Annotated in this window: 22 protein-coding genes and 1 CRISPR repeat array; of the genes, 6 read left to right on the forward strand and 16 right to left on the reverse strand. The window is 68.5% G+C overall.

Features of this window, described 5'->3' with window-relative positions:
* Positions 1-91 precede the first annotated feature (91 nt).
* Together ACFPCY_RS06280 and ACFPCY_RS06285 are read right to left on the reverse strand one after the other, a co-directional pair.
* Positions 92-1,819, reverse strand: a complete 1,728-nt coding sequence (locus ACFPCY_RS06280) for a S9 family peptidase (protein WP_378252657.1) — start codon at positions 1,817-1,819, stop codon at positions 92-94.
* Between the two features lie 113 nt (positions 1,820-1,932).
* Complete coding sequence (locus ACFPCY_RS06285; RefSeq protein ID WP_378252658.1) at positions 1,933-3,246, reverse strand: helix-turn-helix domain-containing protein; 1,314 nt, start codon at positions 3,244-3,246, stop codon at positions 1,933-1,935.
* A 140-nt stretch (positions 3,247-3,386) separates the two neighbouring features.
* Between ACFPCY_RS06285 and ACFPCY_RS06290 the strand changes: the two genes are divergently transcribed.
* The 3 genes from ACFPCY_RS06290 (at position 3,387) to ACFPCY_RS06300 (ending at position 7,280) form a co-directional block, all read left to right on the forward strand.
* Positions 3,387-4,742, forward strand: coding sequence for a UDP-N-acetylmuramate--L-alanine ligase (locus tag ACFPCY_RS06290; RefSeq protein WP_378253758.1), 1,356 nt, complete (start codon positions 3,387-3,389; stop codon positions 4,740-4,742).
* Between the two features lie 77 nt (positions 4,743-4,819).
* Entirely contained in the window at positions 4,820-5,806 is a 987-nt protein-coding gene (locus ACFPCY_RS06295) for a D-alanine--D-alanine ligase family protein (protein ID WP_378252659.1), read from the forward strand.
* Positions 5,807-5,891: 85 nt separating this feature from the next.
* On the forward strand, positions 5,892-7,280 hold the full coding sequence (locus ACFPCY_RS06300; RefSeq protein WP_378252660.1) for a UDP-N-acetylmuramoyl-tripeptide--D-alanyl-D-alanine ligase: 1,389 nt from the start codon (positions 5,892-5,894) through the stop codon (positions 7,278-7,280).
* Positions 7,281-7,350: 70 nt separating this feature from the next.
* A CRISPR array of direct repeats spans positions 7,351-8,537; the repeat unit is 28 nt; unit sequence GGACCATCCCCGCGTGCGCGGGGCCGAC.
* Positions 8,538-8,838: 301 nt separating this feature from the next.
* Here the strand turns inward: ACFPCY_RS06300 and ACFPCY_RS06305 are convergent.
* On the reverse strand, positions 8,839-9,585 hold the full coding sequence (locus ACFPCY_RS06305) for an ATP-binding protein (RefSeq protein WP_378252661.1): 747 nt from the start codon (positions 9,583-9,585) through the stop codon (positions 8,839-8,841).
* Between the two features lie 274 nt (positions 9,586-9,859).
* On the reverse strand, positions 9,860-10,603 hold the full coding sequence (locus ACFPCY_RS06310; protein ID WP_378252662.1) for a GntR family transcriptional regulator: 744 nt from the start codon (positions 10,601-10,603) through the stop codon (positions 9,860-9,862).
* An 86-nt stretch (positions 10,604-10,689) separates the two neighbouring features.
* On the opposite strand from ACFPCY_RS06310, the gene ACFPCY_RS06315 reads away from it, so the two are divergent.
* A complete protein-coding gene (locus tag ACFPCY_RS06315) occupies positions 10,690-11,796 on the forward strand; it encodes a DUF1152 domain-containing protein (protein WP_378252663.1) in 1,107 nt (368 codons plus the stop codon).
* Between the two features lie 926 nt (positions 11,797-12,722).
* Here the strand turns inward: ACFPCY_RS06315 and ACFPCY_RS06320 are convergent.
* Together ACFPCY_RS06320 and ACFPCY_RS06325 are read right to left on the reverse strand one after the other, a co-directional pair.
* Positions 12,723-13,223, reverse strand: coding sequence for a DUF6193 family natural product biosynthesis protein (locus ACFPCY_RS06320; protein WP_378252664.1), 501 nt, complete (start codon positions 13,221-13,223; stop codon positions 12,723-12,725).
* 357 nt (positions 13,224-13,580) lie between these two features.
* Positions 13,581-14,090: a hypothetical protein gene (locus tag ACFPCY_RS06325; protein ID WP_378252665.1), complete on the reverse strand. Its 510-nt coding sequence runs from the start codon at positions 14,088-14,090 to the stop codon at positions 13,581-13,583.
* Positions 14,091-14,438: 348 nt separating this feature from the next.
* On the opposite strand from ACFPCY_RS06325, the gene ACFPCY_RS06330 reads away from it, so the two are divergent.
* Together ACFPCY_RS06330 and ACFPCY_RS06335 are read left to right on the forward strand one after the other, a co-directional pair.
* Positions 14,439-14,807, forward strand: a complete 369-nt coding sequence (locus ACFPCY_RS06330) for a hypothetical protein (RefSeq protein ID WP_378252667.1) — start codon at positions 14,439-14,441, stop codon at positions 14,805-14,807.
* Between the two features lie 104 nt (positions 14,808-14,911).
* Complete coding sequence (locus ACFPCY_RS06335) at positions 14,912-15,574, forward strand: nucleoside monophosphate kinase (RefSeq protein WP_378253760.1); 663 nt, start codon at positions 14,912-14,914, stop codon at positions 15,572-15,574.
* A gap of 376 nt (positions 15,575-15,950) precedes the next feature.
* Here the strand turns inward: ACFPCY_RS06335 and ACFPCY_RS06340 are convergent, their stop codons facing one another.
* The 10 genes from ACFPCY_RS06340 to ACFPCY_RS06385 form a co-directional block, all read right to left on the reverse strand.
* Positions 15,951-16,229: a superinfection immunity protein gene (locus ACFPCY_RS06340; protein ID WP_378252668.1), complete on the reverse strand. Its 279-nt coding sequence runs from the start codon at positions 16,227-16,229 to the stop codon at positions 15,951-15,953.
* Between the two features lie 19 nt (positions 16,230-16,248).
* On the reverse strand, positions 16,249-17,148 hold the full coding sequence (locus ACFPCY_RS06345) for a hypothetical protein (protein ID WP_378252669.1): 900 nt from the start codon (positions 17,146-17,148) through the stop codon (positions 16,249-16,251).
* On the reverse strand, positions 17,145-19,088 hold the full coding sequence (locus ACFPCY_RS06350; RefSeq protein ID WP_378252670.1) for a toprim domain-containing protein: 1,944 nt from the start codon (positions 19,086-19,088) through the stop codon (positions 17,145-17,147). Before ACFPCY_RS06350 ends, ACFPCY_RS06345 begins: the two co-directional genes overlap by 4 nt.
* On the reverse strand, positions 19,085-19,423 hold the full coding sequence (locus ACFPCY_RS06355; protein WP_378252671.1) for a hypothetical protein: 339 nt from the start codon (positions 19,421-19,423) through the stop codon (positions 19,085-19,087). Before ACFPCY_RS06355 ends, ACFPCY_RS06350 begins: the two co-directional genes overlap by 4 nt.
* A 133-nt stretch (positions 19,424-19,556) precedes the next feature.
* Complete coding sequence (locus ACFPCY_RS06360) at positions 19,557-20,522, reverse strand: DUF2637 domain-containing protein (RefSeq protein ID WP_378252672.1); 966 nt, start codon at positions 20,520-20,522, stop codon at positions 19,557-19,559.
* Between the two features lie 12 nt (positions 20,523-20,534).
* Positions 20,535-22,013: a hypothetical protein gene (locus ACFPCY_RS06365; protein WP_378252673.1), complete on the reverse strand. Its 1,479-nt coding sequence runs from the start codon at positions 22,011-22,013 to the stop codon at positions 20,535-20,537.
* A gap of 12 nt (positions 22,014-22,025) precedes the next feature.
* A complete protein-coding gene (locus ACFPCY_RS06370; protein ID WP_378252674.1) occupies positions 22,026-22,427 on the reverse strand; it encodes a hypothetical protein in 402 nt (133 codons plus the stop codon).
* A 112-nt stretch (positions 22,428-22,539) separates the two neighbouring features.
* Positions 22,540-23,340: a hypothetical protein gene (locus tag ACFPCY_RS06375; RefSeq protein ID WP_378252675.1), complete on the reverse strand. Its 801-nt coding sequence runs from the start codon at positions 23,338-23,340 to the stop codon at positions 22,540-22,542.
* On the reverse strand, positions 23,337-23,735 hold the full coding sequence (locus ACFPCY_RS06380) for a hypothetical protein (protein ID WP_378252676.1): 399 nt from the start codon (positions 23,733-23,735) through the stop codon (positions 23,337-23,339). The genes ACFPCY_RS06375 and ACFPCY_RS06380 overlap by 4 nt, the downstream gene beginning before the upstream one ends.
* A gap of 21 nt (positions 23,736-23,756) precedes the next feature.
* Positions 23,757-24,200, reverse strand: coding sequence for a hypothetical protein (locus ACFPCY_RS06385; protein WP_378252677.1), 444 nt, complete (start codon positions 24,198-24,200; stop codon positions 23,757-23,759).
* Positions 24,201-24,210: the final 10 nt, after the last annotated feature.

Raw genomic sequence — 24,210 nt, forward strand, 5'->3', positions numbered from 1 at the left:
GGCAGACGACTCCGGTACTTTGCCCTCGGACTGGATGGTGGCCCGTGAGCACGGCTGTCGGCCAGGAGGTCCGTGTAACGGGACGGCGTGGTCAATCGCGCCGAGGCGGCAAACGCGGTTCTGGGCATCCGCTGGTCGCAGTTTCCGGGATGTGCCTTCGGAGGAAGACGTCTTCCATCTGCAATGCCGTCTGGACGGCTGCGGGGGAGCGCAGGACGTGCGCTTCGTTGGGGAAGGTGACGAGCTCTGCCGACTGGCCGAGGTTTTGAGCGAGTTTCCTGGACTGGGCCACGGGCGTGATGGGGTCGTCTTCGCCGTGCAGGATCAGGACGGGACGGGTTATCTGTTCTGGCTGGCTGAGGAGGGAACGCGCTCGGTAGAGAGCTTCCGAAGCGGGCCAGGGGCCGATGAGGCCGTCAGCGTGGTGGGCTTGGAATTTGGGGGCGACGTTGCGCCAGGTGGCCGGGTCCACTACGGGGCAGCGGGCGATGGCGCCGGCGAAGACGTCGGTGAGGGCAAGGGCGCGGAGCGCGGTGTAGCCGCCGGCGCTCGCGCCCCAGATCGCGATCCGTTTGCGATCGGCCAGGCCGGTGGCGGCCAGGTGGAGCGCGGCGTCGGCGCAGTCGTGGGCGTCGGTGATGCCCCAGTTTCCTTTGAGTGCTTGCCGGTAGGGGCGTCCGTAACCGGTGCTGCCGCGGTAGTCGATTTCGGCGACGGCGTATCCGCGGCTCGTGAAGAACTGGGTGTGCCAGTCGAGGCGCAGCGGGGCGTTCGCGGTGGGGCCGGGGTGGGCCTTGACGATGAGTGGCGGTATGCCGTGGCTGTTACGCGGTGGGTGGTAGAGGCCGTGCGCCGTCGCGCCGTCACGAGTGGGAAAGGTGAAGGAGCGAGGAAGCACTACACCTGCCGCCTCGGCGCGCGGTGCGGTGATGCGTTGGAGGCTTGGGTCGTTCGTATCCAGCAGGACGATTTCGGATGCGCGTGTCGGGTTGGAGCCGATGAAGGCGAGCCGTGTTCCGGATGCCGACACGTACGGCTTGATCGAGGTGTAGGGCTGGTCCAGCTGGATGAGCTTGCCGTCGGCGAGGATTTCCAGGGTGTGTCGACCGCCTTGCTGGACGGCGATGGCGATGCGTCCGTCGGTGACGAAGGCGTAGGTGGCGTAGCCGAGTTCCCATTGGGCGACGCCGAACTCGCGCTCGTCCTGGAAGAGGGCTTGGACGTGTCCGTGCTGCCAGGTGTAGAGGTTCCACCAGCCGGTTCGGTCGGAGACGAAATGGAGCACTCCGTCGGGGCTCCATTCGGGCTGGAACACCGATTCCTCTGGGCTCCCTGCGATGAGAACCGGGGTGCCCAGGTGATCACCGCGGATCTCGGCGATCCAGAGTTGGGTGCCGTCCCAGGGCATCAGGGGCGAGTTCCAGCTGGTCCAGGCAAGCCAGTGACCGTCTGGGCTGGGCCGGGGCGCGGAGTAGAAGTCGGCTCCGTTCACCACTGAACGTATTGAGCCGTCGTTGCCGATCAGAACCAGGTCGTTGCGGACGTGGTTGTACTCGTGGCGTTCCCGGACGGCCCACAGCCTTCGCCCGTCGATGCTGGGGCGCATATCGGCATACCGATGATCGCCGCAGGGCGGTGTCAGTGGAACCGGATCGGAGTCGCCCGACGTCCAGTAGATCCGCTGGTCGTTAGCGGACGAGAACCAGACGCCTTTGGGCGTGGCCCAGTACGCGCCGCCACCGTACGCGTGGACCTGTGAAGCGACACCCTGTCCTCCGGTCGGAACGTCCTGGATGCCGTTTCGAGGTGTCCAGCGCACTAGGGCGTCTCGTCCGTCCGGTCGCCCTTCTACCCAGAAGACCGCGTCTCCGACCGCCTGGACCGCGTCGTAAGCGACAGTCGATTGGGCTACCAGGTCTGCAGACACGTCGCTCACTGCGCGGCTCGCAGCCGTTCGCGTACCAGATCGTCCATCGCCCGGGCGCGACTCTGCTCGCCCATGCTCCCGAGGACGTCGCGGAACCGGTGCACTCGCCGGATTCCGGAGACTGATCCGCGCATCGCGAACACCTCCAAGGCATCGGTGGCCGCCGCCACCGCTACATCGACGTCACCTATGCGAAGGTACGCCTCTGCCAAACCGACCCTGAGCTGGGCGCCACGTCGTGCGCAGGAGTGGGGAAGCGCTTCGATCCCTTCGGAGAACGCGGCGGCAGCGGCTTGCGGATCCTCCATTCGAAGCAAGGCCGTTCCGCAATAGCCTGCCAACGCCACACGGTCGAAGTCGTACATCCATTCTTCTCGGCGTGCGGCGGCGTCGAGGAGGACCCGCGCGTCAGCGAGGAGCCGTCGCGCGTCATTGCGTCGATCAGGTACCAGGGCGAAAGCCGCGGCATTCACCGCGCTCAGCCACGCTCGCGTGGGACGGCTGATGAATCTGGGAGCCTTGACCAGCGCGGCTTCGGCATACTGACGTGACTCGGGAAGCAGCCCCATTCCCTCGCAGGCCAACGCCCTGTAAGCGCTGATGTAGGAACCGAGCGCAGGGTGCTCCGACTCGGCGATCAGCTTTTCGGCTCGCCGGTAGTAGAAGTTCGCCTTGTACTCGTCGCCGAGGTCGTACCAGATCCACGCGGCGAATCCGGCGGCCTCGCCGGCGGCTGCCGCGATGCGGCGGCGCAGCGGCTTGGGTTGCGAACCCTTCAGCAGGGAGACCAGCAAACCAAGGTGGGTCTCGACCGGGACGAGTAGTTGAGCCGATGACAACCGGTGGTACATCACCCGCTGCCGATCGGTGATCATTTCCAAGTCGGCGACGATGTCCGGTGACACGGTCGCGGATGCTCCGCCGAGGGCGGCCAGCCGAGCCCAGTCCAGGTCGGGCGGCAACGAACTGGTCGTCGCCGGTGCTCCTCGCTGGCGCGATGCTCCGCGCTCATGCCGATCTGCGGCTTCCTCGCGGACCACGGCGGGAAACCGTGTGATGAGCCGTCCCGCAGCGTTCAGCGCATGGTCGCATCGCACCACCAACGGCTCGGCAGGGGCCACCTCGCCGCGTTCCACCGCGCTGAGGTGCTGACTGGAGTAGTTGACGAGCCGACCGAGTTCGACGAGCGTCAGTCCTTCCTCCAGCCGCAACCTCCGCAACTCGGCGGCCAGCTGAAGACGGGCGGACGCGGACGCGTCCACCTTTTTGGCAGGACGGCCCGCCTTGCGCTTGTCGGAGCCCTCCGAGGTGGGGGACATCGGCTCGCCCTCCTCGCCTTTTCTCGACGTTGCGAGCAAATCAAACCCGGGCGTGTGCTGTCAGCTACAACCCCTCAGGGGACCACAACCTCTAGAAAAGGAACACGATGACCGATACACGTCGTGGCGCCCCGGCTCCCATGTGGGTGCCCGGGGTGGACGTGAGCCGTCCGCACCTGATCGGGTGCGACGGAGTCGGGATGTCGGCGCTGGCGGCGCTGTACATCGAGGCCAGGTGCGCGTTCACCGGCTGGGACCGCAAGCGTGGGGAAGGTCGTCGTCCTGCGTTGGACGCCGCGACGTGCGCTGTGGTCTCGTCGGCGATCGACCCTGACGACGCCGAGGTGCTCCGCGCCCGGGCGGCTGGGCTGCCGGTGGTCCACCGGGCGCAGGCGCTGGCGAGCTTGATGCGCGACCGGACCGGTGTCGCGGTGACCGGTACGCACGGCAAGACCACCACGGCCGCGATGCTTGCTCACATCCTCACCGAAGCCGGCCAGGATCCGACCTTCGCGGTGGGCGGACGGCTGGTCGGTGTCGGCAACGCCCGGACCGGCCGCGGGCCGATGGTGGTGGAGGCGGACGAGTCCGACCGGTCGTTGTTGCTTCTGTCGCCGCAGGTAGCGCTCGTCACCAACGTCGATGACGACCATCCCGAGACGCTCAACGGTCTCAACGACACGTTGGCACTGTTCGAGCGGTTCGTCCGACGGCTGCCCGTGACCGGGACGGTCGTGCTCTGTACCGATGACCCGGGCGCCACCATGTTGATCGAACGGCTACGCGGCCCGGTCACGCCACGGGTGGTGACCTATGGCAGCAGCCTCGCCGCCGACACCGTCATCGGGAAGATGACAACGCGCCGGGGCGGATCTCATGCCGTTGCCCGAGTCGGCGGACGGCAGGTCGACGTCCACCTGCCCTTCCCCGGACGGCACCTGGCGCTGGACGCGGTCGGCGCCGTCACCACCGCACACCTGCTCGGCGTCCCGCCGGACCTGGCGGCCCGCGCGCTGGTGACCTATCCCGGCGTGGAGCGCCGGTTGACGCTGCACGGCAACCATCACGGCATCGTGGTGGTCGACTCCTTCGCCCACCACCCGACCGCCATCGCCGCCGACCTGGCCGCCGTGCGCGGTATCGCTGTACCGCAAGGGCGTGTGTGGGTGGCGTTCGAGCCGTCCGGTGCGGTCCGGGTCGAGCGCTTCGGCCCGGAGCTCGGACGTGCCCTGGCCACCAGCGCGGGCGTACTCCTGCTGCCGGTCCACAGCCAGTTCGCAACCCCGGGGCCGGACGCGTTGGAGCAGATTCGCAGGGAACTGAGCGAACACAACGTCCCAGTGCGGGACGCCCCCGAGATCTCGGCCGATAGCGCGCGCTTCCTGGCCGAGCTGGCCGGCCCGGGCGACGTGATCGTCACGATGGGCACCGGTCGCGTCACCGAGCTCGGACCGCAGATCTGCGCGCTGCTCGACAGTCCTCTCCTGGTGTCCTGACCCGCCAATCGGCCCTTTGAACACGTGCCGCGCCGCTCCCTCGTACGGCGGCGCGGCAGGCTTTCAGGAGCAGTTCCATGTCGTTCCTCGTGTCGCCCGGACGAGGCGTTGTGGCAGTGTGCACCGGAGGCCGCTCGTGCGAACGCGAACGATCGCTCCGGTCGGGTGCTGCTGTCGCGGAGTCGCTGCGTCGTCAGGGATACATCGTCACCGAACTCGACGTCGCCGCGCCGCTGTTCGGTCAGGAGATCCGCAAGGCCGATGTGGCGTTCCTCGCCGTCGCGGATCAGTACGCCCAGGACGGCAAGCTCCAGGGCATGCTCGAACTGCTGGACATCCCCTACACCGGTTCGGGTGTTCTGGCGTCCGCGCTTGCGGCGCACAAGCCGACCGCCAAGAAGCTGCTGCGCCGCACGGTGGTGCGGCCGGCCGCACCTTGGCTGCACTGCACCGAGACCTTGCCGAGTCGTCCGGCCGAAGCCTTCGCCGACGACTGGACGAGCCGGATCCTCGCCGTCCTCCAAGCGCCGATCGTTCTCAAGCCCGCCTCCCAAACCTGCTCACTCGACCTGCGCATTGCCCGCGACGAACATGAGCTTCGCGGCCTGCTGACCGAACTCGCCCCTGCCTACAGGCGCGGCGAGGAACTACTCATCGAGCCCTACCTGGCCGGACGCCACCTCTCGCTCGGCGTTCTGCAGACCGGCGGTGAACTCGTCGTGCTGCCGCCTCTGGAGATCGAGCCGACCGACGAACGTGTCGGTTCCAGCGCCAACCAACAGCGCATCCCTCGGTGTCCTGCGTCGTTGACCACCCAGCAGCATGCGGACCTGACCCGCGCCGCCACCGCTGCCCATCAACTGCTGGATTGCCGCGGCCACTCCCGCTCCGACTTCGTCCTCGATCACCGCGGTCGGCTGTGGTGGCTGAAGACCCGCACTCTGCCCGACCTGTCCCCGGCGGGAGGCATGGCCGCCATGGCTGCCGCTGGCGGCCTTGACTACGACACCCTCGTCCTTCGCATCCTGCACACCGCCACCCGCGGCCACGGCTTCCGGCCCTGACCATGCCTCGCGTCTTTCCGCAGGGGCACGCCTCTGATCAGCAACAATGAACCGTCCAGCCTCGTCCGCTCACTGGAGACGCCTTGTGATCCCGCTGACCCTGGAAGAGATCGCCCGCACCGTCGACGGACGACTGGACGCGGTGCCCGATCCCACCGCCCGGGTCACCGCCCCCGCGGTGATCGACTCCCGGCTCGTCCAGCCCGGCGGACTGTTCGCGGCCCTGCCCGGCGACCACACCGACGGCCACCACTACGCCCCGCGAGCGGTCGCCGCCGGCGCCACCGCCGTCCTGGCCACCCGCCCGGTCGGCGTCCCGGCCGTCCTGGTGCAGGACGTCACCGCGGCGCTGGGCTTGCTCGCCCACGCCGTCGCCAGCCGCCTGACCGACACGACGGTGATCGGTCTGACCGGCTCGTCCGGCAAGACCTCCACCAAAGACCTGCTCCTGCAGGTCCTGCAGCAGCACGCGCCCACGGTGGCGACCGACCGCTCGTTCAACAACGAGATCGGTCTGCCGCTGACCGTCCTGCGCGCCGAACCCGACACCCGCTACCTGGTGCTGGAGATGGGCGCGCGCCACATCGGCCACATCGCCCACCTCACCGCCCTGGTCCCGCCCCGCATCGGCCTGGTCCTCAACATCGGCACCGCGCACGTCGGCGAGTTCGGCGGACGCGAGGCGATCGCCACCGCCAAAGGCGAACTCCTCGAAGCCCTGCCCAGCGACGGGTTGGCCGTGCTGAACGCCGACGACGTGCTGGTCGCCGCAATGGGCACCCGCACCAAGGCCCCTCTCGTGATGTTCGGCCGCACCCCCGACGCCACCGTCCGCGCCACCGACGTCACCCTCGACCGCGGCCGGGCCCGTTTCACCCTGACCACCCCGAGCGGCACCGCCCCGGTCGCCCTCCAGGTCCACGGCGCACACCAGGTCTGCAACGCTCTGGCCGCAGCCGCGGTCGCCCACGGCGTCGGCATGCCCACCCCCGCCATCGCCACCGCCCTCAGCCAGGCCCAGCCCCTGTCGTCCGGACGCTTTCAAGTACTCGAACGCGCCGACGGCGTCACCATCATCAACGACGCCTTCAACGCCAACCCCGACTCCATGACCGCCGGCCTCCACACCGCGACCGCCCTGGCCAACGGCCGCCGCACCATCGCCGTCCTGGGCGAGATGCGCGAACTCGGCGACCACAGCCACCAGGCCCACACCCAACTCGGCTGCCTCGCCGCCACCCTGGGCATCGACCACCTCATCACCGTCGGCACCACCGACGCCCACACCCTCGCCGACGCCGCCCGCCAGACCAGAGCCGATTTGCCGACCGTCACCGTCCACGACCACGCCGCAGCACACAACGCGCTTCAACCCATCCTGAAACCCGGCGACGTCGTCCTCATCAAAGCCAGCCACGCCCTCCACCTAGACCAACTCGCCCAACAGCTCCTCGCCGACCCGACCACCAACTAGCACTCCTGCGAGCCAGCACACCGTTCGGCACTCAACCTCCAGAGCCGTTCTGGACGAGGCGCACGGTGTTGGGCCATCCCCGCGTGCGCGGGGCCGACCGTCCATGCCGAGACCGGACGCGTACGGGAAGAGGACCATCCACGCGTGCGCGGGGCCGACCGTGGCTGCGGCGGTCTCGGTCACGACGCGCCCGGACCATCCCCGCGCACGCGGGGCCGACCTGCCCGGAGTGCGGTACGGCCGAGCTGACGCTGGACCATCCCCGCGTGCGCGGGGCCGACGCGGGACTACCACGGCTGACCCGCCGCACCGCCGGACCATCCCCGCGTGCGCGGGGCCGACGGATCAATCAGCGGCGGGACGGACGTCACGCCGGGACCATCCTCGCGTGCGCGGGGCCGACGTTGCAGGGGAATGTCGAGGCGCTGTTCCAGCAGGACCATCCCCGCGTGCGCGGGGCCGACCCGAGCGCGACCAGGACGCCAGGATCGCGGAGAGGACCATTCCCGCGTGCGCGGGGCCGACGAGGTCGGGAGTGTGAGCATGGCGGGACGGTACGGACCATCCCCGCGTGCGCGGGGCCGACCCCGGTAAAGAGAGGTGGACGCGGCGCGGTTTCGGACCATCCCCGCGTGCGCGGGGCCGACGACTGGCGTTCGACCGGACCGGGCTCGCACGGCGGACCATCCCCGCGTGCGCGGGGCCGACTCGCCCACGGCCGCCTGCATGTACAGCGGAGTCGGACCATCCCCGCGTGCGCGGGGCCGACCGGCGAGACGGCGGACGCCGAGGAATTCGGCTGGGACCATCCCCGCGTGCGCGGGGCCGACTGGCTGGTCAGGCTCGCCGGCAACTACGGCGACGGACCATCCCCGCGTGCGCGGGGCCGACGGGGTGGCGAACCCGGCGATGGTGTGGACGGGCGGACCATCCCCGCGTGCGCGGGGCCGACATGAGGGGGGGTGCCGCGCGGCCCCGGCGGAGGGGACCATCCCCGCGTGCGCGGGGCCGACCCGCTGGGACACAGGGCCTGGACACGGACGGTCGGACCATCCCCGCGTGCGCGGGGCCGACGCGGAGGACGGACAGCGGGCCCTTACGAAGGTGGGACCATCCCCGCGTGCGCGGGGCCGACTGCACTAGCCGATGCGAATACGCCATAGGCTAGGGACCATCCCCGCGTGCGCGGGGCCGACCTCTGGAACGCCGATGACGCGTCCCTCGCGGACGGACCATCCCCGCGTGCGCGGGGCCGACACTTGCTGACCAGGAGGTTCGTGGGCGGGAGCGGCGGTTTTCATTCAGTTGGATTTCCAGACTGACTGCGCATCTCATTGAAGGTTAGAGATCTTCTCCTGGTGCTTCGCGGGTCACCTCATCATGGTCCCAGTCGCAGCTGGGTCGGGGAAAGTTCCTTCGGGAGCGCCCGTTCCTGGACGGACGGTTGCGCAGGTTCGGCGTGAAGGACGGGGACGCGGCGGTGTGACGACGCGTCCCCGTCCGGAAGAGCTCTGGGGATGACCTTCCGCGGTCGCGGTCAGTCCGGACCGGCTGGTGATCAGCGGACGGTGGGGCAGTTGGTCGAGTCGAGCGTGGCGATGATGTGCTCGGTGGTCTCCTGGAGATCGATGAGCGGATGACCGTGGCAGGTTCCGTTCGGACCGGTCCAGGAGAAGACCGACGGACGGACCCAGATGTTCAAGCCCGACGCGTCGACCAGCGAGATTCCCGTGCTTTCCGTGGTGCGGTGCGTGGCGACTCCCCGTGCCGACAGGTTCATGGTCAGGCGCTGCGCGGCAACGGCGGGGAAGATCGGGCCAGTCGGGCGCGGCCAGTTCGAGGGGAGCGGCATCGCCATCCAGACGGCTTTGCCGGAGCGTGGCTGAGGTGCCAGGCGGGACCGGGACGGGTGGGAACCCCAGCCGCTGGTGACGGCTCCGACGATGGTCATGCCGCGTCCGCCCTCGGCCAGCAGAGGGCCGTCGCCGGGGCGCGGAATGACCTGGCGGTCGAGGTCGAACACCGAGATCACCAGTTCGGGCCGGGGTGACAGGCGTGCCCATATCGCCAGTTCGCTGACCGAGTGCGGCGGCAGCGGCCGACGACTGGCGGCGTGCTGGAGGGCATTGGTCGCGAGTTCGCTGACAGCGAGTTCGGCACTGTCCAGAGCGTCAGTGTCGAAGCGCAGCGCCTCCATCGCGCGGCGCAGTGCGGCTCGCGCTACATGAGCGCACCGTTCGTCGGATGGCAGCGGCCAAGCGCATGCGCCGCCGTACGGAAGATCGGCGGGGTTCTGGGCTCTCATCTGGGGGTCCACTGCGCGCGGGCCGGGTGCTGGCCCGGGGCGGGCTGGAGCGTGGTGTTCGTCGTGGGCCCCGTGGGATCCTGTTTCAAGTCGGACCTCCAGTGTCCGAAGAGGTCCCGGCCGGTGGTCGCATCACCGGCCGGGGCCGCCTGCTATCGGGGGAGTGAGACTCCGTCTCCGGCTAGCCATTCGGGCGATCCGGATAGTGGCCTATGCCACTCACTCAGAGTGGCATAGGCCACTACGGTCGGCAATGACTTCCGAGAAACGATCGTCAGTGGATCATGTAGGTCTCTTCGAAGGTCCACGCGTCGGGCGGGTACACGGCTTCGGCGAACTCCATGGGACGCTCATCCATGTCGTACACGGTGTGCCGCACGACCAGGACGGCCGCCGGCCCGGCCAGTCCGAAGACCTCCAACTCGTCCTCGTCGGCCAAACGAGCCGACACCCGGTCATGCCCGTGCCGCGCCCGCCGGTTGGTGGCGCCCTCCAGGTAGGCGACCGTGCCCTCCCGGATACGTGCCCGGTCCTTCAGCAGCGGTGCCCGCTCGGCGACGGCTTCGGCATACCAGGAGACAGAGATCTCCACTGGCCGGTCATCGCGGAAGACGATGCGCTGCCGCCGCAGCGCTCTGGCGCCGTCCGGAAGAGTCAGCGCCTCGGCGACGTGTGCGGGCGCGGTCACCAGTTCCGACGCGACGATCTCAGCACGCTCGGTCGGCGGATAGATCCGTCCGGTCTGGGATGCTCGTTGGTAACGCTCCCGGGCGCGGCGGTGCAGCCCGTACAGGTCAAGGACGTAGGTACCAGAGCCGCGACGCGACTCGACGAGGCCTTGCGTTCGGAGCGCTTCCAGTGCCTTGGTCGCCGTCGGACGCGACACGTCCCAGTGGGCGGCGATCTGCCGCTCTGACGGGACCTCGTCGCCGGCGCCCAGATCTCCGCGGAGGATCTGATCACGGATGTACGCGGCGATCTGCAGGTACTTCGGCAGCGACTGCTCCAGTTCAGGCACGTGGCGCCTCCCGGATGTGAGAGTGGATAGATCCACTGGCCACCATCTTAGCCAGGGGCCGTCGAGTCGACCCTAGGCTGCGGGATATGTCCCGGCTCCTGATCGCGGCGGGTGGTGGGGGAGATGCGCTGGCCGCCGCTCTCATTCACGATGCGACCGCCGTAGGTCGGGCGTCTGCCAGCGAGCCGGCAGCGATCGCCACCTGGGCGTGGGATCGGCTCGCCGTCGACCCAAGGCCGGGACCGCGGGGGACGGCCGACTTCACTGGACTCGGACGCATCGGCGCCGGCGTCGCCGTGATCACGGAGATCACGCGACCCCTACCGCCCGCCGGATCGACTCTCCCTCGCCTGGCGGTCGAGCTCGATGTGCCGTTGCTCCTGTTGGACGCGGTAGGAGGCGCTGTGGGGTTACGCGCTCAGATTCGTGTGATCGCTACCGTGACCGACGCCCGCAGTGTCGAAGTGGTCGACGTCGGCGGAGACATCCTCGCTCGGGGAGACGAAGCCGGGTTGCGCAGTCCGCTCGCTGACGGCCTGATCTTGGCGGCCTGCGACGGACTGGACGTCCCCGTGACGGTTCTGGTCGCCGGGCCCGGGCTCGATGGCGAGCTCACCGAGGCCGAAGTGCTCGCGCGTGCAGGAGACGACCTGGCGCTCCGGCTCACCGCGGCCCACGTTGATCGACATGGGCACATCCTTGACTGGCACCCTTCGGAAGCGAGCGCGCTGCTGGTCGCTGCAGCGCGCGGGGCGCGCGGGAAAGCCGAGATCCGAGGAGACGGCGTCCCGGTTCTTCTCACTGACCGAAGCCCGAACGTGTACCGCATCTCCCTGGCAAGAGCCTCAACCCTCAATCCCGTCGCGCGGGCGTTACAGAGCACGAGGAGTATGGAGGAAGCCGAGATGGTCGTCCGCCGGTACTGCGGCTTTTCTGAAATCGACTTCGAGCGGCTGAAGGTCGCTGCCATCCGTCGTCGAGCGTCGCCCTGCCAGTTGCCCGACGACGAGCAGGTGCGGGCATTCGAGCAGCAGGCCGCTGCTCGAGGCATCGACTACTTGACCTTCCGACGCCTCGCTGAAGCCTTCTCACTGCGCCACACCGCTGCCGCGCAGCTGCGTGCACGACTCATCACGACACGTCCCAGCCACTACGCCCCGCCTCTGTGGCGGACCCGACCGAGGTGTCCTTGACTGTCCGGTCGGAGGGCCGAGCCCGGCAGTTTGACGGAGCGGACATCGCTCCATACACCCAGCCCCAGGGCCGTCGCGGGACCCATCCCCGCGTGCGCGGGGCCGACGCCTTGGAAAGCTCCTGAAGCTCCCTAACGCTCGGAACATCCCCGCGTGCGCGGGGCCGACACTTGATGACCAGGAAGTTTGTGGGCGGGAGTGGCGGTTTTCATTCAGTTGGATTTCAGACTGACTGTGCATCTCGTTGAAGGTTAGAGATCTTCTTCTGGTGCTTTCGGGAGTCACGTCAGCATGGTCCCAGTCGCAGCTGGATCGGAAAAAGTTCCTTCGGGAGCACACGCCCTTGCCTGGACGGATGGTTGCGCAGGTTCCGCGTAAAGGACGGGAATGCGGCGTTATGACGACGCGTCCCCGTCCGGGAGAGCTCTGGGGTTGACCTCCCGCCGTCGCGGTCAGTCCGGGACCGGCTGGTGGTCAGCGGGCGGTGGGGCAGTTGGTTGAGCCGAGTGTGGCGATGATGTGCTCGGTGGTCTCCTGGGGGTCGATGTGCGGGTGTTGGTGCTGGCCGCCGCTCGAGGAGGGCCAGGAGAATGCTGAGCCGCATACCCGGACGTTCAGTGCAGCGGTCGATATGAGCGAGATGCCGTTTGTCTCGGCCGTCCGAGTTGCGGGAACTCCGCGCGCCAGCAGGTTCAGAGAATCGACAGCTCGCCGTTGTCGTCACGGTGGACGATGCTTCCTGTCTCGTCCTCGGCTCGATGATGGATGTGCCACAGCACATAGACCATGGCAGCACACTGTGCCCGGTATGCGGCCCTTGGGCCATCGGATTTCGCTGTTCGGAGGTTCGGGAGAAGGGTTCGGCCGTGGTGTTGGGTCCGGCTGCGGCCAGGTTCGCCGACCGTCTGCGGCGGTGGGGGGCGACGTTAGGCGTTTGAAGCGGGCGCATCGGAGGATCCCTGCAGCAGGTCGGCGGGGATTCGGCCGACGGCGATGGCGACTGCTTCGGCGGGTGTGGGGACGTGGTGGAGGGCGGGGCCGTTCCACCATTGTCTGATGGTGTAGTCGCCGGTGCCCCGGGGTGGTTCGATCGAGACGAAGGCCGGGGTGTTGTAGGGGAGGTCGGGCGCGGCGAAGCCGAGGGCCCAGTGGTTGGTGTAGGGGTAGAGCCTGCGGAGTTTCGGTTCGGCGTGGGCGGTTTCGATGAGTGCCTGATACTGGGGCCAGCCGACGGTGGCGGCGTCCTTGCGCATGCATTGCCATTCTGAGGCGGTGACGTCGGCGGGGTTGTTGTCGGGGACCTCGAAACGTCCGGTCAGCAGGTCGAAGGACGCGGCCTGTCCGATCTCTTCGAGGGGTGCTCCTTCGGCCCAGCCGCGGATCACACGGGGAAGTCCATACAGGTCGGCGGTGTTTCCGCAGATCATGACTCTGTTGTTGGACGCACCCCTGAGGGACCATCTCCGCTTGTGATGCCAGGCGGTGACGTAGGACGAGTGGCGATGCGGGACGACACTGTGGATCGTGGCGTGCCGCAGTGGATCGGAGGGGGTGACAGCCAGCGGAAGGAACATGCCTTGGTCGTCGGCTGCGGCTTGGAGTGCCGCAGCCAGGCTGCCGTGTGCGACCACGTCCGGGTAGAGAACAGCAGGATCTGGTTCGCGACTCATGACGTTCCGTTCTTCTCCCCGTGCGTCCCTTTGGGGTCAGCCTAGAAGTGAAGAGTGTGGGGGAGAACCGGCGGATGCAGGTCGGTGTTGATCGGGGTCAGGGCTTGGTGAGTTTCAGCAGGACGCTGTTGTTGCGGATACCTCGGGTGGGTCTTCGCGCAGCCACTGTTTGGCGTGGGAGCCGATCCGGCAGTTGCGCCAGTGGCTGCCGTCCAGGCGCCTGGCGACGTGGGGGTGGGTGACCGCGCGGACGTGCCGGAAGGCCAGCTCGGCCAGGGCGGTGAAACGTTCGCGGATTTCGGGTGTCTGTTCGTCGGGGAACCACGTATACGCCAGCCGCCCGCTGTCCAGGGTCTCCTGCATCACCACCGGTACGTGCCTTCCGTCGGGCAGTACCTCGAACCCGTCGTAGGGGAAGTGGCCCGTTGTCAGGAACTGGATGATGGGTCCAATCTGCCCGCTTGAGCCGTCCCGTAGCCGCAGGAAGGCCTGTACGTCATCGACCGCCAGAACCTCGGTCAGGTGTTCGCTGGCGGTCGTGTGGGCTTGGTCGTTCCACAGGGCCAGACGCGCGATGGCAGGGGCGAGCGCGGCACTGAACGCCTCGACATCGGCCCGGATCATCAGCAAATCCAGCGACCTGCTCCGCCGACCTGGTTCACCTGCCACACCGTTCATGCTGTCACCCCAGGCCAGGCCGGACCAAGGGGGGACCGGGCTTGATCAACAACAGGCCGGCCCGGACGGCGGTAGGACCAGCCCGGCCAGCCGACCTGCGGATTCCTGCGAACCGTAGTGGCGGAGGCCGTCTTGGGCCGTCTCGTCCTGGAGCTGATCCGGCATGCCGCCGGTCAGCGAGTTGCGCGACGCATGGCATCCGAAGAGGTCGGAGCTTCGAGCCCGGTGCCGCAGGCACCGGGCTTGAGAAGATCGAACGTGGACGAAACTCCTGGACTCCTGAGCAGAGTCCCGGTGAGCGCCGACGGCAGTCACCTGCTGGTCTTTCCTGACGGAGAGCACGAGTTGGTCGATCCGCATCTCAGCGAGGAGCAACTCGCCGCACGCTACGGCCTCTCCAAGGTCGTCCGCATGCCCGAGATCGAACTCTGCACAGCGATCCGTCTCGACGGGCCATTGGCCGGTACCACCACGCACTACGCCATTAACCAGCTCGGGTCACAGTCCGGATTCGCCCTTCCCCCGAGACGTGGCGGATCGACCGGCACCTACGAGCTGATCAAGCTCGCCAGTGGAGACCAGCCCGGCGAACTCCGCTTCGTAGAGCTCAACGGCCGTTCTCTGACGTATCCAAGCCCCGAGTGCGGAGGACCTCCCGCATGATCAGGCGTCTGAGATGCTCTTCGGGTCGGTAGTGGTGATCTGGCCGCTGCCTGTCCTGTGGCTGCTTGCTCTACTCCCCCGATAGCGAGGTTGACCAGGTGAGGATGACGGAGCTGTGCATCTTCGTGATCGCCGCCCCGGTTATGGGCAAGGAGCGGCCGGCCGCGCTGCTCGCCTCGCAGCTGTCCCTCCCGAGGTTCTCGGCGGGCGACGCTTTCCGCGTCAACTTCCGAGACCGTACCGACCTCTGGTGGCAGGCCAAGGCTTACCTGGACCGCGGGGAGGCCATCGCCGACGAGGTGATGGTCGCGATGGTGGGTGAGCAGCTCGCGCTGGACGGTGTTCGTGACGGGTTCGTGCTGGACGGGTTTCCCTGCACGGTGCCTCAAGCTCACGCGTTCAATCAGATGCTCGCCGCCGAGTTCGGTGTCGGGCTGGATCTGGTTCTGCGTCCGGTGGTGGACTACGAGCAGGTTCTGCGGCAGTGGTCGGGCCGACGGTCCTGCGGCGAGTGCCATCGGCTCTGGCACGTCGATGACGACGACGTTCAGGACGGCCTTTGCGGTGACTGCGGCAGCACCCTGTACCAGCGCGATGACGACAAGGAAGAGGCCGTTCGTCCTCTCTTGCACTCCCACCAGGAATGGTCCGCCGCTTTGGCGCGGATCTACGCCGATGAGACGGTCGTGCTCGATTTCGACGCGACCGGGACGGCCGAGGAAGCCGCCCACCAGGCGCTTCAAGCGATTCAGCAGTCACCGATGTGAACGTTCGCGGCTGGTGTTCGGCTGCCTGTTCGCGTGGGACGAGCCATGGTGTGAGTTGGCGATGCGGGGCGGGTCTGCGCAGGGCTGGGCGGGTTGTTCAGTGTGGGTCTGAGGGGTCCTGGCTGAGGTAGTAGCCGGTTTGCCGGGGCTGGCCCTTTGTCGTCAGGCGGCTTGGTCGGTGGCTTGGTTTTGGAGGGTTTTCGGGGTCGGGTGCGTGGGTGTTGATGTGGCCGCGGGTGGTGTAAACGCGGATGGGGATGTTGTCGGTCATTGGGCTGGCGTGACGATCGATGGACTTGCTGGGGTGATCGTGGGTTTGGGGCAGCGTTTCTGGTGGTGGGTGGTGGGTGGTGGACACGTAGGAGGCGCCTTATGTCTAATGGCGACTCGTCCTGCACGAGCTGCTGGGGTGATCTGCGCGATGGAGTGGTCTTGCGGCTTTGCGGGTGGGCCACTTGATGGCGTAGGCGAGCAGGACGAACCAGCCGACGATCGTCGGGCAGGCGAGGACGTTGAGCAGGCCGAAGATCAGGACATGCTCGGTGTCGACGCCGCGGACTGTTGCGATCAGCGTGGGAAGGAACGCGACGGTCAGCGCGAAGACGATGACGACGACTACGAGTGCGAGTCCCGCGCCGCCCATTGGGAGTTGCATGTGGTTGACTCCAGCCTGCTCAGAGGTTGCGGCGACGGTTTCGCTCGGGAACCTGGTTCGGGTGACGTCGGAATGGCGGTTGGCCGACGGGGCGCGCGGATTGCATGGCGAGGGCTTCGTCGATGGTGAACGGGAAGGCCGCGTCGGCGAGAGCAGCCTCAGGGGTGTCGATGCCGCTGCCTGCTCCGCGTCCGGAGCGGAGAGGGACCACCTCGGTGATCACGTCTTCTGGGAGGTTGGTGGTGACCTCGAGCATCGTGCGCAGCTCGGCCGCGCTCGGGTCGTGGCCCTTCTCGCGAACCTTGTCCCGGAGCCTCTTGGTGATCTCCAGTGCTCGTTCGCGCTCTTGAGCCTTCTCCAGATCCGCCCGGGTGGGGCCGTGAGGGTTCGCTGCCCATCGAGTCCCGGTCCCTGCCGGGAGGGCCTGCTGACGGGCTGGGACGTCGCCGGGACGGGTGTGTGGCGCGTTGGCGAAGAACGGGGCGGCCCCTTGCATCGCCTCCAAGCGATCCTTGCCCTCTGCGCGAAGCTCGTCGTAGCGGTGCATGGCGTAAGGGTGAAGTTCGCGCAGGCGGGCTTCGCATTTCTCGGCGGCCGAGCGTGCGGAGGCGACCGTGTCGAGGTAGGGAAGCGTGGCCGTCCAGGCTTGACCGGTTTCGTAGAGATCGGCCTGGCCTAGCCACTCGCGGTCGTGAGCAGGAACCCAGCGCGCTCGCGCCTCGTCGCGGATCGCGCGAGCGAGGGCTTCTTCGCGTTGCGCTGCCGCTTCGTCCTTGGCGCGGCGTGCTGCGGCTAACCGGCGTGTGAGTGCGTCCTGGCCCTGTTTGACCACTGTCGCGATCGTGAGCGCTTGCACTAAGCGCTGGCCGGCGATGGTGAGACCTTCGGTGAACGGGTCGGGGTGCTGCTCTTGGCTCATTGCCTTCTCCTACTTCTGGGGTTTGAGGTCGCGCTTGATCGGCTGCGAGGCCGGGTGGGGTCGGCTGGGGGCGAACTGTCATGGCTGATCGCGTCGGTGACGAGCGTGGTGATGATGTCGTGGGGGACGCCGGTCGCGGTCGCGATGCGGGGGACTTGGCGGGTGATCTGAGCCGGGGGCATCTGGGCGATCAGGGTGGCGGCGGCGCGGGCTGCTGCCACTCGGGCTTCGGCGTGTTCGAGCGTCCCGCCGATGCGCTCGATCTGGGCGTCGACGACCAGGTCGGGGAGCGGGGATACAGAACGTAGTGACTCGCGCACGCTCATGGATCCTTGGTAGCGCAGGATGTCGGCTGGGTCGCGGTCTTTGGGAAGAACGACCGCGTCGACTGGTCCTTTGATCTGCTGCAGCGTTTTCCAGGCGCGCAGCATGGCGCGCTGGCCGGCTTCGTCGCCGTCCAGTGCGAGGACCAGGCCGACGGTGTCGAGGGCGGCGTGCTGGCTCAGGTGCGCCAGCTGTTGGGCGGTGATTGCGGTACCGCAGGGGGCAAGGGGCACGTACTCGTCTGGTGCGGCGATGCGGACGGCCAGGACGTCCAGCGGGCCCTCGACGATGAGGGGGCGGGTTCCGGCGGCCAGCTGATCTCGGCCCTCGGAGAGGCCGAACAGGGTTTGGCTCTTGTCGAAGAGGGCGGTCGCGGGCGTGTTGAGGTATTTGGGGCCTCGGCCGGTGTCGTGGCGTCGGCCGATGAAGCCGACGACCGTGCCGTCCGGGGTGCGGAGCGGGAGCATGAGCCGGTCGGCGAACAGGGGACGCGGGCCGGCGGGGGAGTCCCTGGTCAGGCCGGCTTCGTGCAGGGTGGCGTCGGTGAAACCGAGGGATTTGAGGTGTTGGACGAGCCCGTTGGCGGGGGCGTATCCGATTGCCCAGGCGTCCAGCGCGCTGCTGGGAATGCCGCGCTCGGCTAGGTACGCCGGACACCAGCTCGTGGCCAGGTGGTCGCGGAAGAACTTGTGCGCTTGGCTGAGGGCGTCGATCAGGTCTTCGCGCTGAGGTGATGATGTCGAAGGTGGCCGGGTTCGGGGTGCGGGGGCGAGCGGTGTGCTGGTGCTCGGCGGGCTGCTCAAGCGCCGTCGGAAGTGTTCGGCCGTTCGGACGACCTGTGCTCCCACTGTTTGGACGGCGGTCAACGGGCGCGCGCGTTTGTCGGTTCCGGCCCAGGCGGTGACGGACGGGAAAGTGAACTTCCTGGTGTCTGCCCCGAGGTGGGCCAGGGTGAGGTAGGCGATGGAGTCGGCGCGGACGCGGCGGGCGCCGCGGCAGGGCGTGCCCTCTTGCGGATCGAAGTGTTCGCCGCGTTGGAGAACGTGCGCGAGCTGATGAGCGAGGACGGCCAAGGCTAGGTCGTCGCTCAGTTCGCCCGGGAGGGGAACTCGGCGGTCGGGGCGTCCGAGGTAGGGCCAGCCGCCGCGATCCACGTAGACCTCCAGGTCGGCGGCGAGCTGGACGAGGCGCTCCAGCGCCTCGGAGGCGGGTGTGGGTGTGCGGGGTGAGGGGGCCGGAGTCGGTCCGTCGGTCTGCGTGACGTCGAAGACGGAGTAGGGCACGCCGCGGCGGGAGATGACGCGGATGCCGCGTTCGTTCTTGCGTACCTGATGTCCTTGGGCCTTCCAGTCGTCGTAGCGGCGTACGTCCGTCGCCGCCGTCCGCTGGGCGTTGACCAGCAGGACGTTGGTGAAACCGTGACGCCCGTGGCGGTCGGCCAGGTCGAGGAAGTCCGCCCAGGCCAGCCGACCGTCGTGGAGCTGCCGGATCTGGTGGTCGGCGATGCCGCGGAGGACGGCGATCTGGCCGCGTCGCTCGGCGTCGGCCCGGCTGGCGCCGGCACTGCTGAGGGCGTCGGCGCCACGTCCGGTCGGTGCGGGAGTCGAAGGTGTCATCGCTGCTGGTGGTCCAGCATCCAGACGAGCAGGCGGGCGATGGAGTGGACGTCGGCGGTCGGGCCGAGGAGGCGGCCGTGTGCGGTGACGTAGGCGTAGGTGCCTTCGCTGCCTGCGCACATCACCGTCTCGTGCCAGCCGTTCTTGTGGAGGCGCAACCGCCAGATCCCGCTGCGGGGCCTGGTGAGGCGGGTCCGGACGCCGAGGGCAATGAGGGTAGTGCGCAAGCGGTTGAGGTCGGCCTCGCGTGCCCGCTGGTCCGGATCGTGACGCCGGCGTGCCCTCGGTGCGGGGATGTTCTGGTGGATGGCGGACGACGAGGCGGGTGCGGCCATGAACGTCACCTCTGAAGGACAAGGTCAACAGACGCGATCTCTGTCAACTAAAGTTGTTGGAGCCTCGACGATGCATCGGCGGGTGACCGTTTGTCAACTGTGAGTTATCGAACTGGGGATGATTTTCTTCTGGTTAGGCCGTGCTGGCGGTGGCGACTTCGGCTGTGACTGCGTGCTGGCGGAGTTCGGTGAGGCGCTCGTTGGAGATCGAGAAGCCCTGCTCGCGCAGATGCTGGCCGAGCTCGGTACGGGTGAGGGCGCGGTCGGCGGCCAAGGCGTCATCGAGGACCCGCCGGGTCGCGAGGAGCAGATCATCACCGAGCCAGTACGGCCGCGGCGGCTGAGGATCTCGCGGCGGTGGGGCGGGAGCGCTCCCGTGGGTCGGCGGGTGGTGTTCGGGGAGCTCGGCGGCCAGGAGGCGCAGACTGAGGCGTTCGCGTAGTGGGGTGCGCCAACGCCAGGCGAGCCGACCGTATTGCTCCTGCAGCTGACCGACCGTCGTGAGGCGGCGGTACTCCATCTGGAGGGCCTCGCGGTAGGTGGTGATGTTCCAGAGCGCCATGCGCCGCCACAGCAGGGCGGTGGAGACCGGAGCCAGCAGCCAGCGCCGGGTCGGGATGCGTTCGGTGCGCGTTCCGTAGGCGAGGCCGACGTGATGTCGGATGAGGTGCCGGATGCCCTCGACGACGGTGATGAACAGCATCGGCATCGCGGCGTGCATGAGACTTCCCGCCACGTCGCCGTGCGCGGCCAGGACGTTGATCGTGACGGTGGCGGCGATGTAGCTCCAGGCGACCCATCGGAGCACCGGCCAGGGCATGTCCAGGTACTCCATCAGCAGGTCCCAGGCGAGCAGGACCAGGATGCCCACGTCCATCCCGATCGGCACGCTCCAGGCTCGGTCACCGAACCAGGGCTCGGCCATCGCGCGGACGGTGGTGAAGGACCCGATCCCGCCGAGCGTCGCGAGGGTGACGATCAGCGGGACGAGGATTCCGGTCACCGCCCGGACCGTGCGGGTCTGCTCGGTGATCGGTAACTCCGTTGCAGCCGGGCGTTCGAACGGCTGCGGGGACGCGGGCGGGCGGACGGTCGTCATGCGCTTCCTCCTTCAAAGACGTGGGCCTGGCTGGTGGGGTCGGTCGAGACGCCGAGCGGCGCAGAAATGGCGGAACGCCGTACCGTCGAGGGCGCCGTCAGTCAACGGATGCGGACAGTCGGCGCCGGCCAGCAGCGCCGGCGAGGGCGTGGCGGCGATGCGCAGCGCGAGGGCCGTCTTGGCCTCCGGCTCTGGTGAGACCTTGTGCATGATGTCGATGAGCTGGGTGATGGCCGCTCGTCCGGCGTTGTAGTTCGCCGGGTAATGCATGAAGAGCTTCCTGATCTCTGTCGGACGCTTGGCCGCCGGCGAGATGGTGCCTTCGAGCCGGCGGATTCGGAGCACGTCGTTGAGGGCGTCGCGATGGTGGGCGGCGATCTGGTTGCAGGCGTCCAAGGTCTTGATGACCGTGAGGCCGATCGTGCTGAACTCCTCACGCGTGGGTGCGAGCACGGCGGGATCGATGTTCTCCGGTCGGGCGCGGTGGCCCGGTTTCCAGTGCGGGTCGTCGTAGGCGAGCCTGCCCAGGCGAACGAGTAGATCGCCGGCGTCCACCGCGGGCCCGGTCTCCGGATCGGCGTGCGCGGCGGTGAGGTCAAGCCACCTGCGCGCGAGCGCCCGCCATCGCTCGGCCAGCGGATCCATGGCCCGGATCGTCTGCCACAGCGGGTCGACGAGGTCGCTGGCGCCGAGCGCCTCGGCGCGCAGGCGGAGCATGCACAGGAGGTGCCGGTCCAGGTCGCAGATGATCGTCGCGGCGCGGGCGAGATAGCGCCAGGTGGTCACCGAACCCGCTGCTTGGGACGCGTCCAGACGACGGACGCTGCTGTCGATGCCCGCGAGGAGCTGTTCTCGGCCTTCGTTCTCGTCAGGGGGGATGCGTTCGGCCGTCTCATTCAGGGGAACCGCGTTGATGCCCGCGTCGCTGGGGTGTGAGACGGGGCCGGTCATTGCGGCGGCCTGGAGGAGGGCGCGACCGGCCATGCCTCCGAGGGGTCCGGCTTCCGCGGCGATGCGTCCGGCCGTGGCGGCGTGTTGGGTGATCAGGTGGAACAGGGACGGTGCGCTGTCCGGCGCGGTGATGACGGCGGCTACGGACGTCGGAAAGCGGCCTTGGTCCGGGGCGGGCAGGTGCGTGGCCAGAAGGTCGAGTCCGCACCCGAGCGCCACGGACGACGCACGCAGGTGGTCGGCCAGGCGAGTGTCCCGAGACGTGCGGACGCCCGCCAGATCCAGGGCTTCGCCTGCCTGGTGCAGCAGCGTTCCGGCGCGGCGCGCGATGCCGCGTGCCTTCGCGCCGTGGTCACCTGGCAGTCCGAATCCGCTGGCGATGCGGTCGGTGTAGCGGATCAGCACTCGGGTCAGCCTCCCCAGCTCGGTGATCGAACTGGGGTGGCTGGCCTGAGTGGTGATGTCGGCTTGCTGGAGAGCTTCATGGGCCTTGGACCGGTGTAGGTCGGCGACCGCCAGCAGCTCCCCGAAGGTGGCCATGGAGTCGGCCTCCTACTCGAACTGCTCGCGGAGCCGCCCGACGTACAGGGCCGCGTTGAGGAAGGCCAGGACGTCGGCGGGCAGGACGCTGCGGCCGGCTCCCTCGACGAGGCTCGTCGAGGCGCTGGCCGCGACGGTGGCGATCTGGTCCAGGGCCGGCGCGATGTCCTCGTCGCTCAGGCCCGTCACCGCATCGGCTTCGACCTGGGCCTTGGCGACGGCCGTAGGAGAGAGGGAAGGCGCGCTGCGCAGGGCGGCGAGGGCGTCTGCCGCCTCACCCTCGGCGAGGCCGAGCCGGATGTAGCCGTCAGGGAGCTGGTCGATCGCTCGGGTGATGATCGCTTTGGCCCTGTTGAGGTCGGTGTAGACCTCCTGCAGGACGGTGGCGGGCTCGGCTGCCCGGGGCTGATTCACGAGGTTCCCTCCGACGGGACGGCTGGTGCTGTGGCTGTTCGAGGCCGGCTCCGAAAGGGAGTCGTGCCTTCGTCTGGTGGCTTCAGGTCTGGTCATGGGTGTGGTCTTTCGGTTAGGCGTGGTCGCGGCGGGCGGCGCTGCTCGCGGGGAGCGGCGCGGAGCGAGCCGCCGTGTCGGCGTCGGCGGAGGGGCTGCCGGTCTGGTCTGCGAGATCGTGAGCCGCCAGGGCCGCTGGATGCTGCTCGGACGGGACGGGCGTCCGCAGCTGCTGCACCCGCCGGTTGATCTGCGTCTTCAGGTCGGTGAGGAGCTCGTGCGATGTGCAGCCGCTCCACGCGGTCAGCGCCTCGACCGTCCGGTTGTAGGTCTGCGTCCAGCCGGGCGAGGTGGAACCGAGGTGCAGATGAGCCTTCGCGTCGATCAGCTCGGCCTCGGCCTGCTTCACGGTGGCCGCGACCCGGTACATGCCCTGCACGGCCGGGAACGGCGGTGCGGGTTCCAGCGCGACGGCGCGCTCGCAGTGGACGAACGGCAGGCCTGGGACTTTGACCAGGTACGAGGGATCGTCGGTATGGGCGTCGTCGATGTCGCTGATGGTGCCGCGCCGGTACGGACTGTGGCGAAGCTGGACGGCGTCACCGATCGCGTACCGGCGGGCGGCTGCGATCTCGTCAGCGTAGGCGTCGTGTCCTGCGACAGCGGCTTCCGTGAAGTCTACGTCGTTTGCGGATGCAAAGTGCTCCAAGTCACAAAGGAATGCGGCCACCAGAGCCTGCATGGAGATCGGATCGCTGGGCAGCCCGGTCGGCTGGCCGTCGAGTGCGCCCCGCTCGTAGGCGCGAAGCGCCTCGGTGACGTGGGCGATGCGCTCGACGATCGGGATGTCGCCCGGGTCGGCGGAGGCGGTGTTCACGCGATCCTCCTCAGCGCGGCGTGGACGCGTCCGGCATGGTCGACGGCCGCCAGGCAGGCGACCTGGTCGGCGGACAGGGACGTCTTGTTCGCGGCCTTCAGGAGGGTCTCGCTGACCAGGAGCACCAGCTCGGCCGTCAGGGAGGCGAGTTCGGGAAAGCTGGCCGGCCCGGACGGCACCGCCCAGGCGGGCGCGTCCGACAGCGCCCACCAGGCGTTGACGGCTTCGGCGAGTGCGGTGCCGCACGCCTCGCGGCAGTGAGGTGGCGCGTGTTCGCTGAGCAGCGAAGTGGCGCGTTCGATCGTTTCCAGGCCGTAGAAAGCTGCGGTGAGCAGGGCGGGCAGGGTGTCGGCGTTGTTTGTCTGGCCGCTGACGAATCGGATGTGGTCTTCCACGGTGTTCTCCTGTTCGGGTGGTCAGTACCTGCCGAGCGCCCGCGAGTGGTGCAGTTCGGCGGTGAGGACTTGGACGCGCAGTGCGGCCTTGAGGGTGCAGAGCACGTCGGTGACGTCCTCGGCCTGGCGGGCGGTGGCGAGGAGCGTTTCGGTGAGGGCTTCGCCGAGCTCGATCAGCCGTCCGGTGACGGTGGCGTGGTCGTGGACGGCCAGAGCGACGGTCGGCGGCGGGACGGTCAGGGGCCAGGCGATCGACGGAGCGCCGGTCAGCAGCGCGCGGGCCTGCGCGGCGTGCCGATGGATGGCGGCCCAGCGGGGAGGCGGGTCGAGCGCGTCCAGGAAACCGAGCTCCTGGACGGCTGCCTCGAGCAGCTCAAGTGCGCAGTAGGAGGCGGCGAGCCGGTCGGTGACGGTTCGGGCTTTGGCGAGGGCGCCGAGGTGGTGCGCGATCAATGGCAGCGACAAGCGGGGCTCC

It is taken from the genome of Actinomadura gamaensis, assembly GCF_042652125.1.
GTDB classification, from domain to species: domain Bacteria; phylum Actinomycetota; class Actinomycetes; order Streptosporangiales; family Streptosporangiaceae; genus Spirillospora; species Spirillospora gamaensis.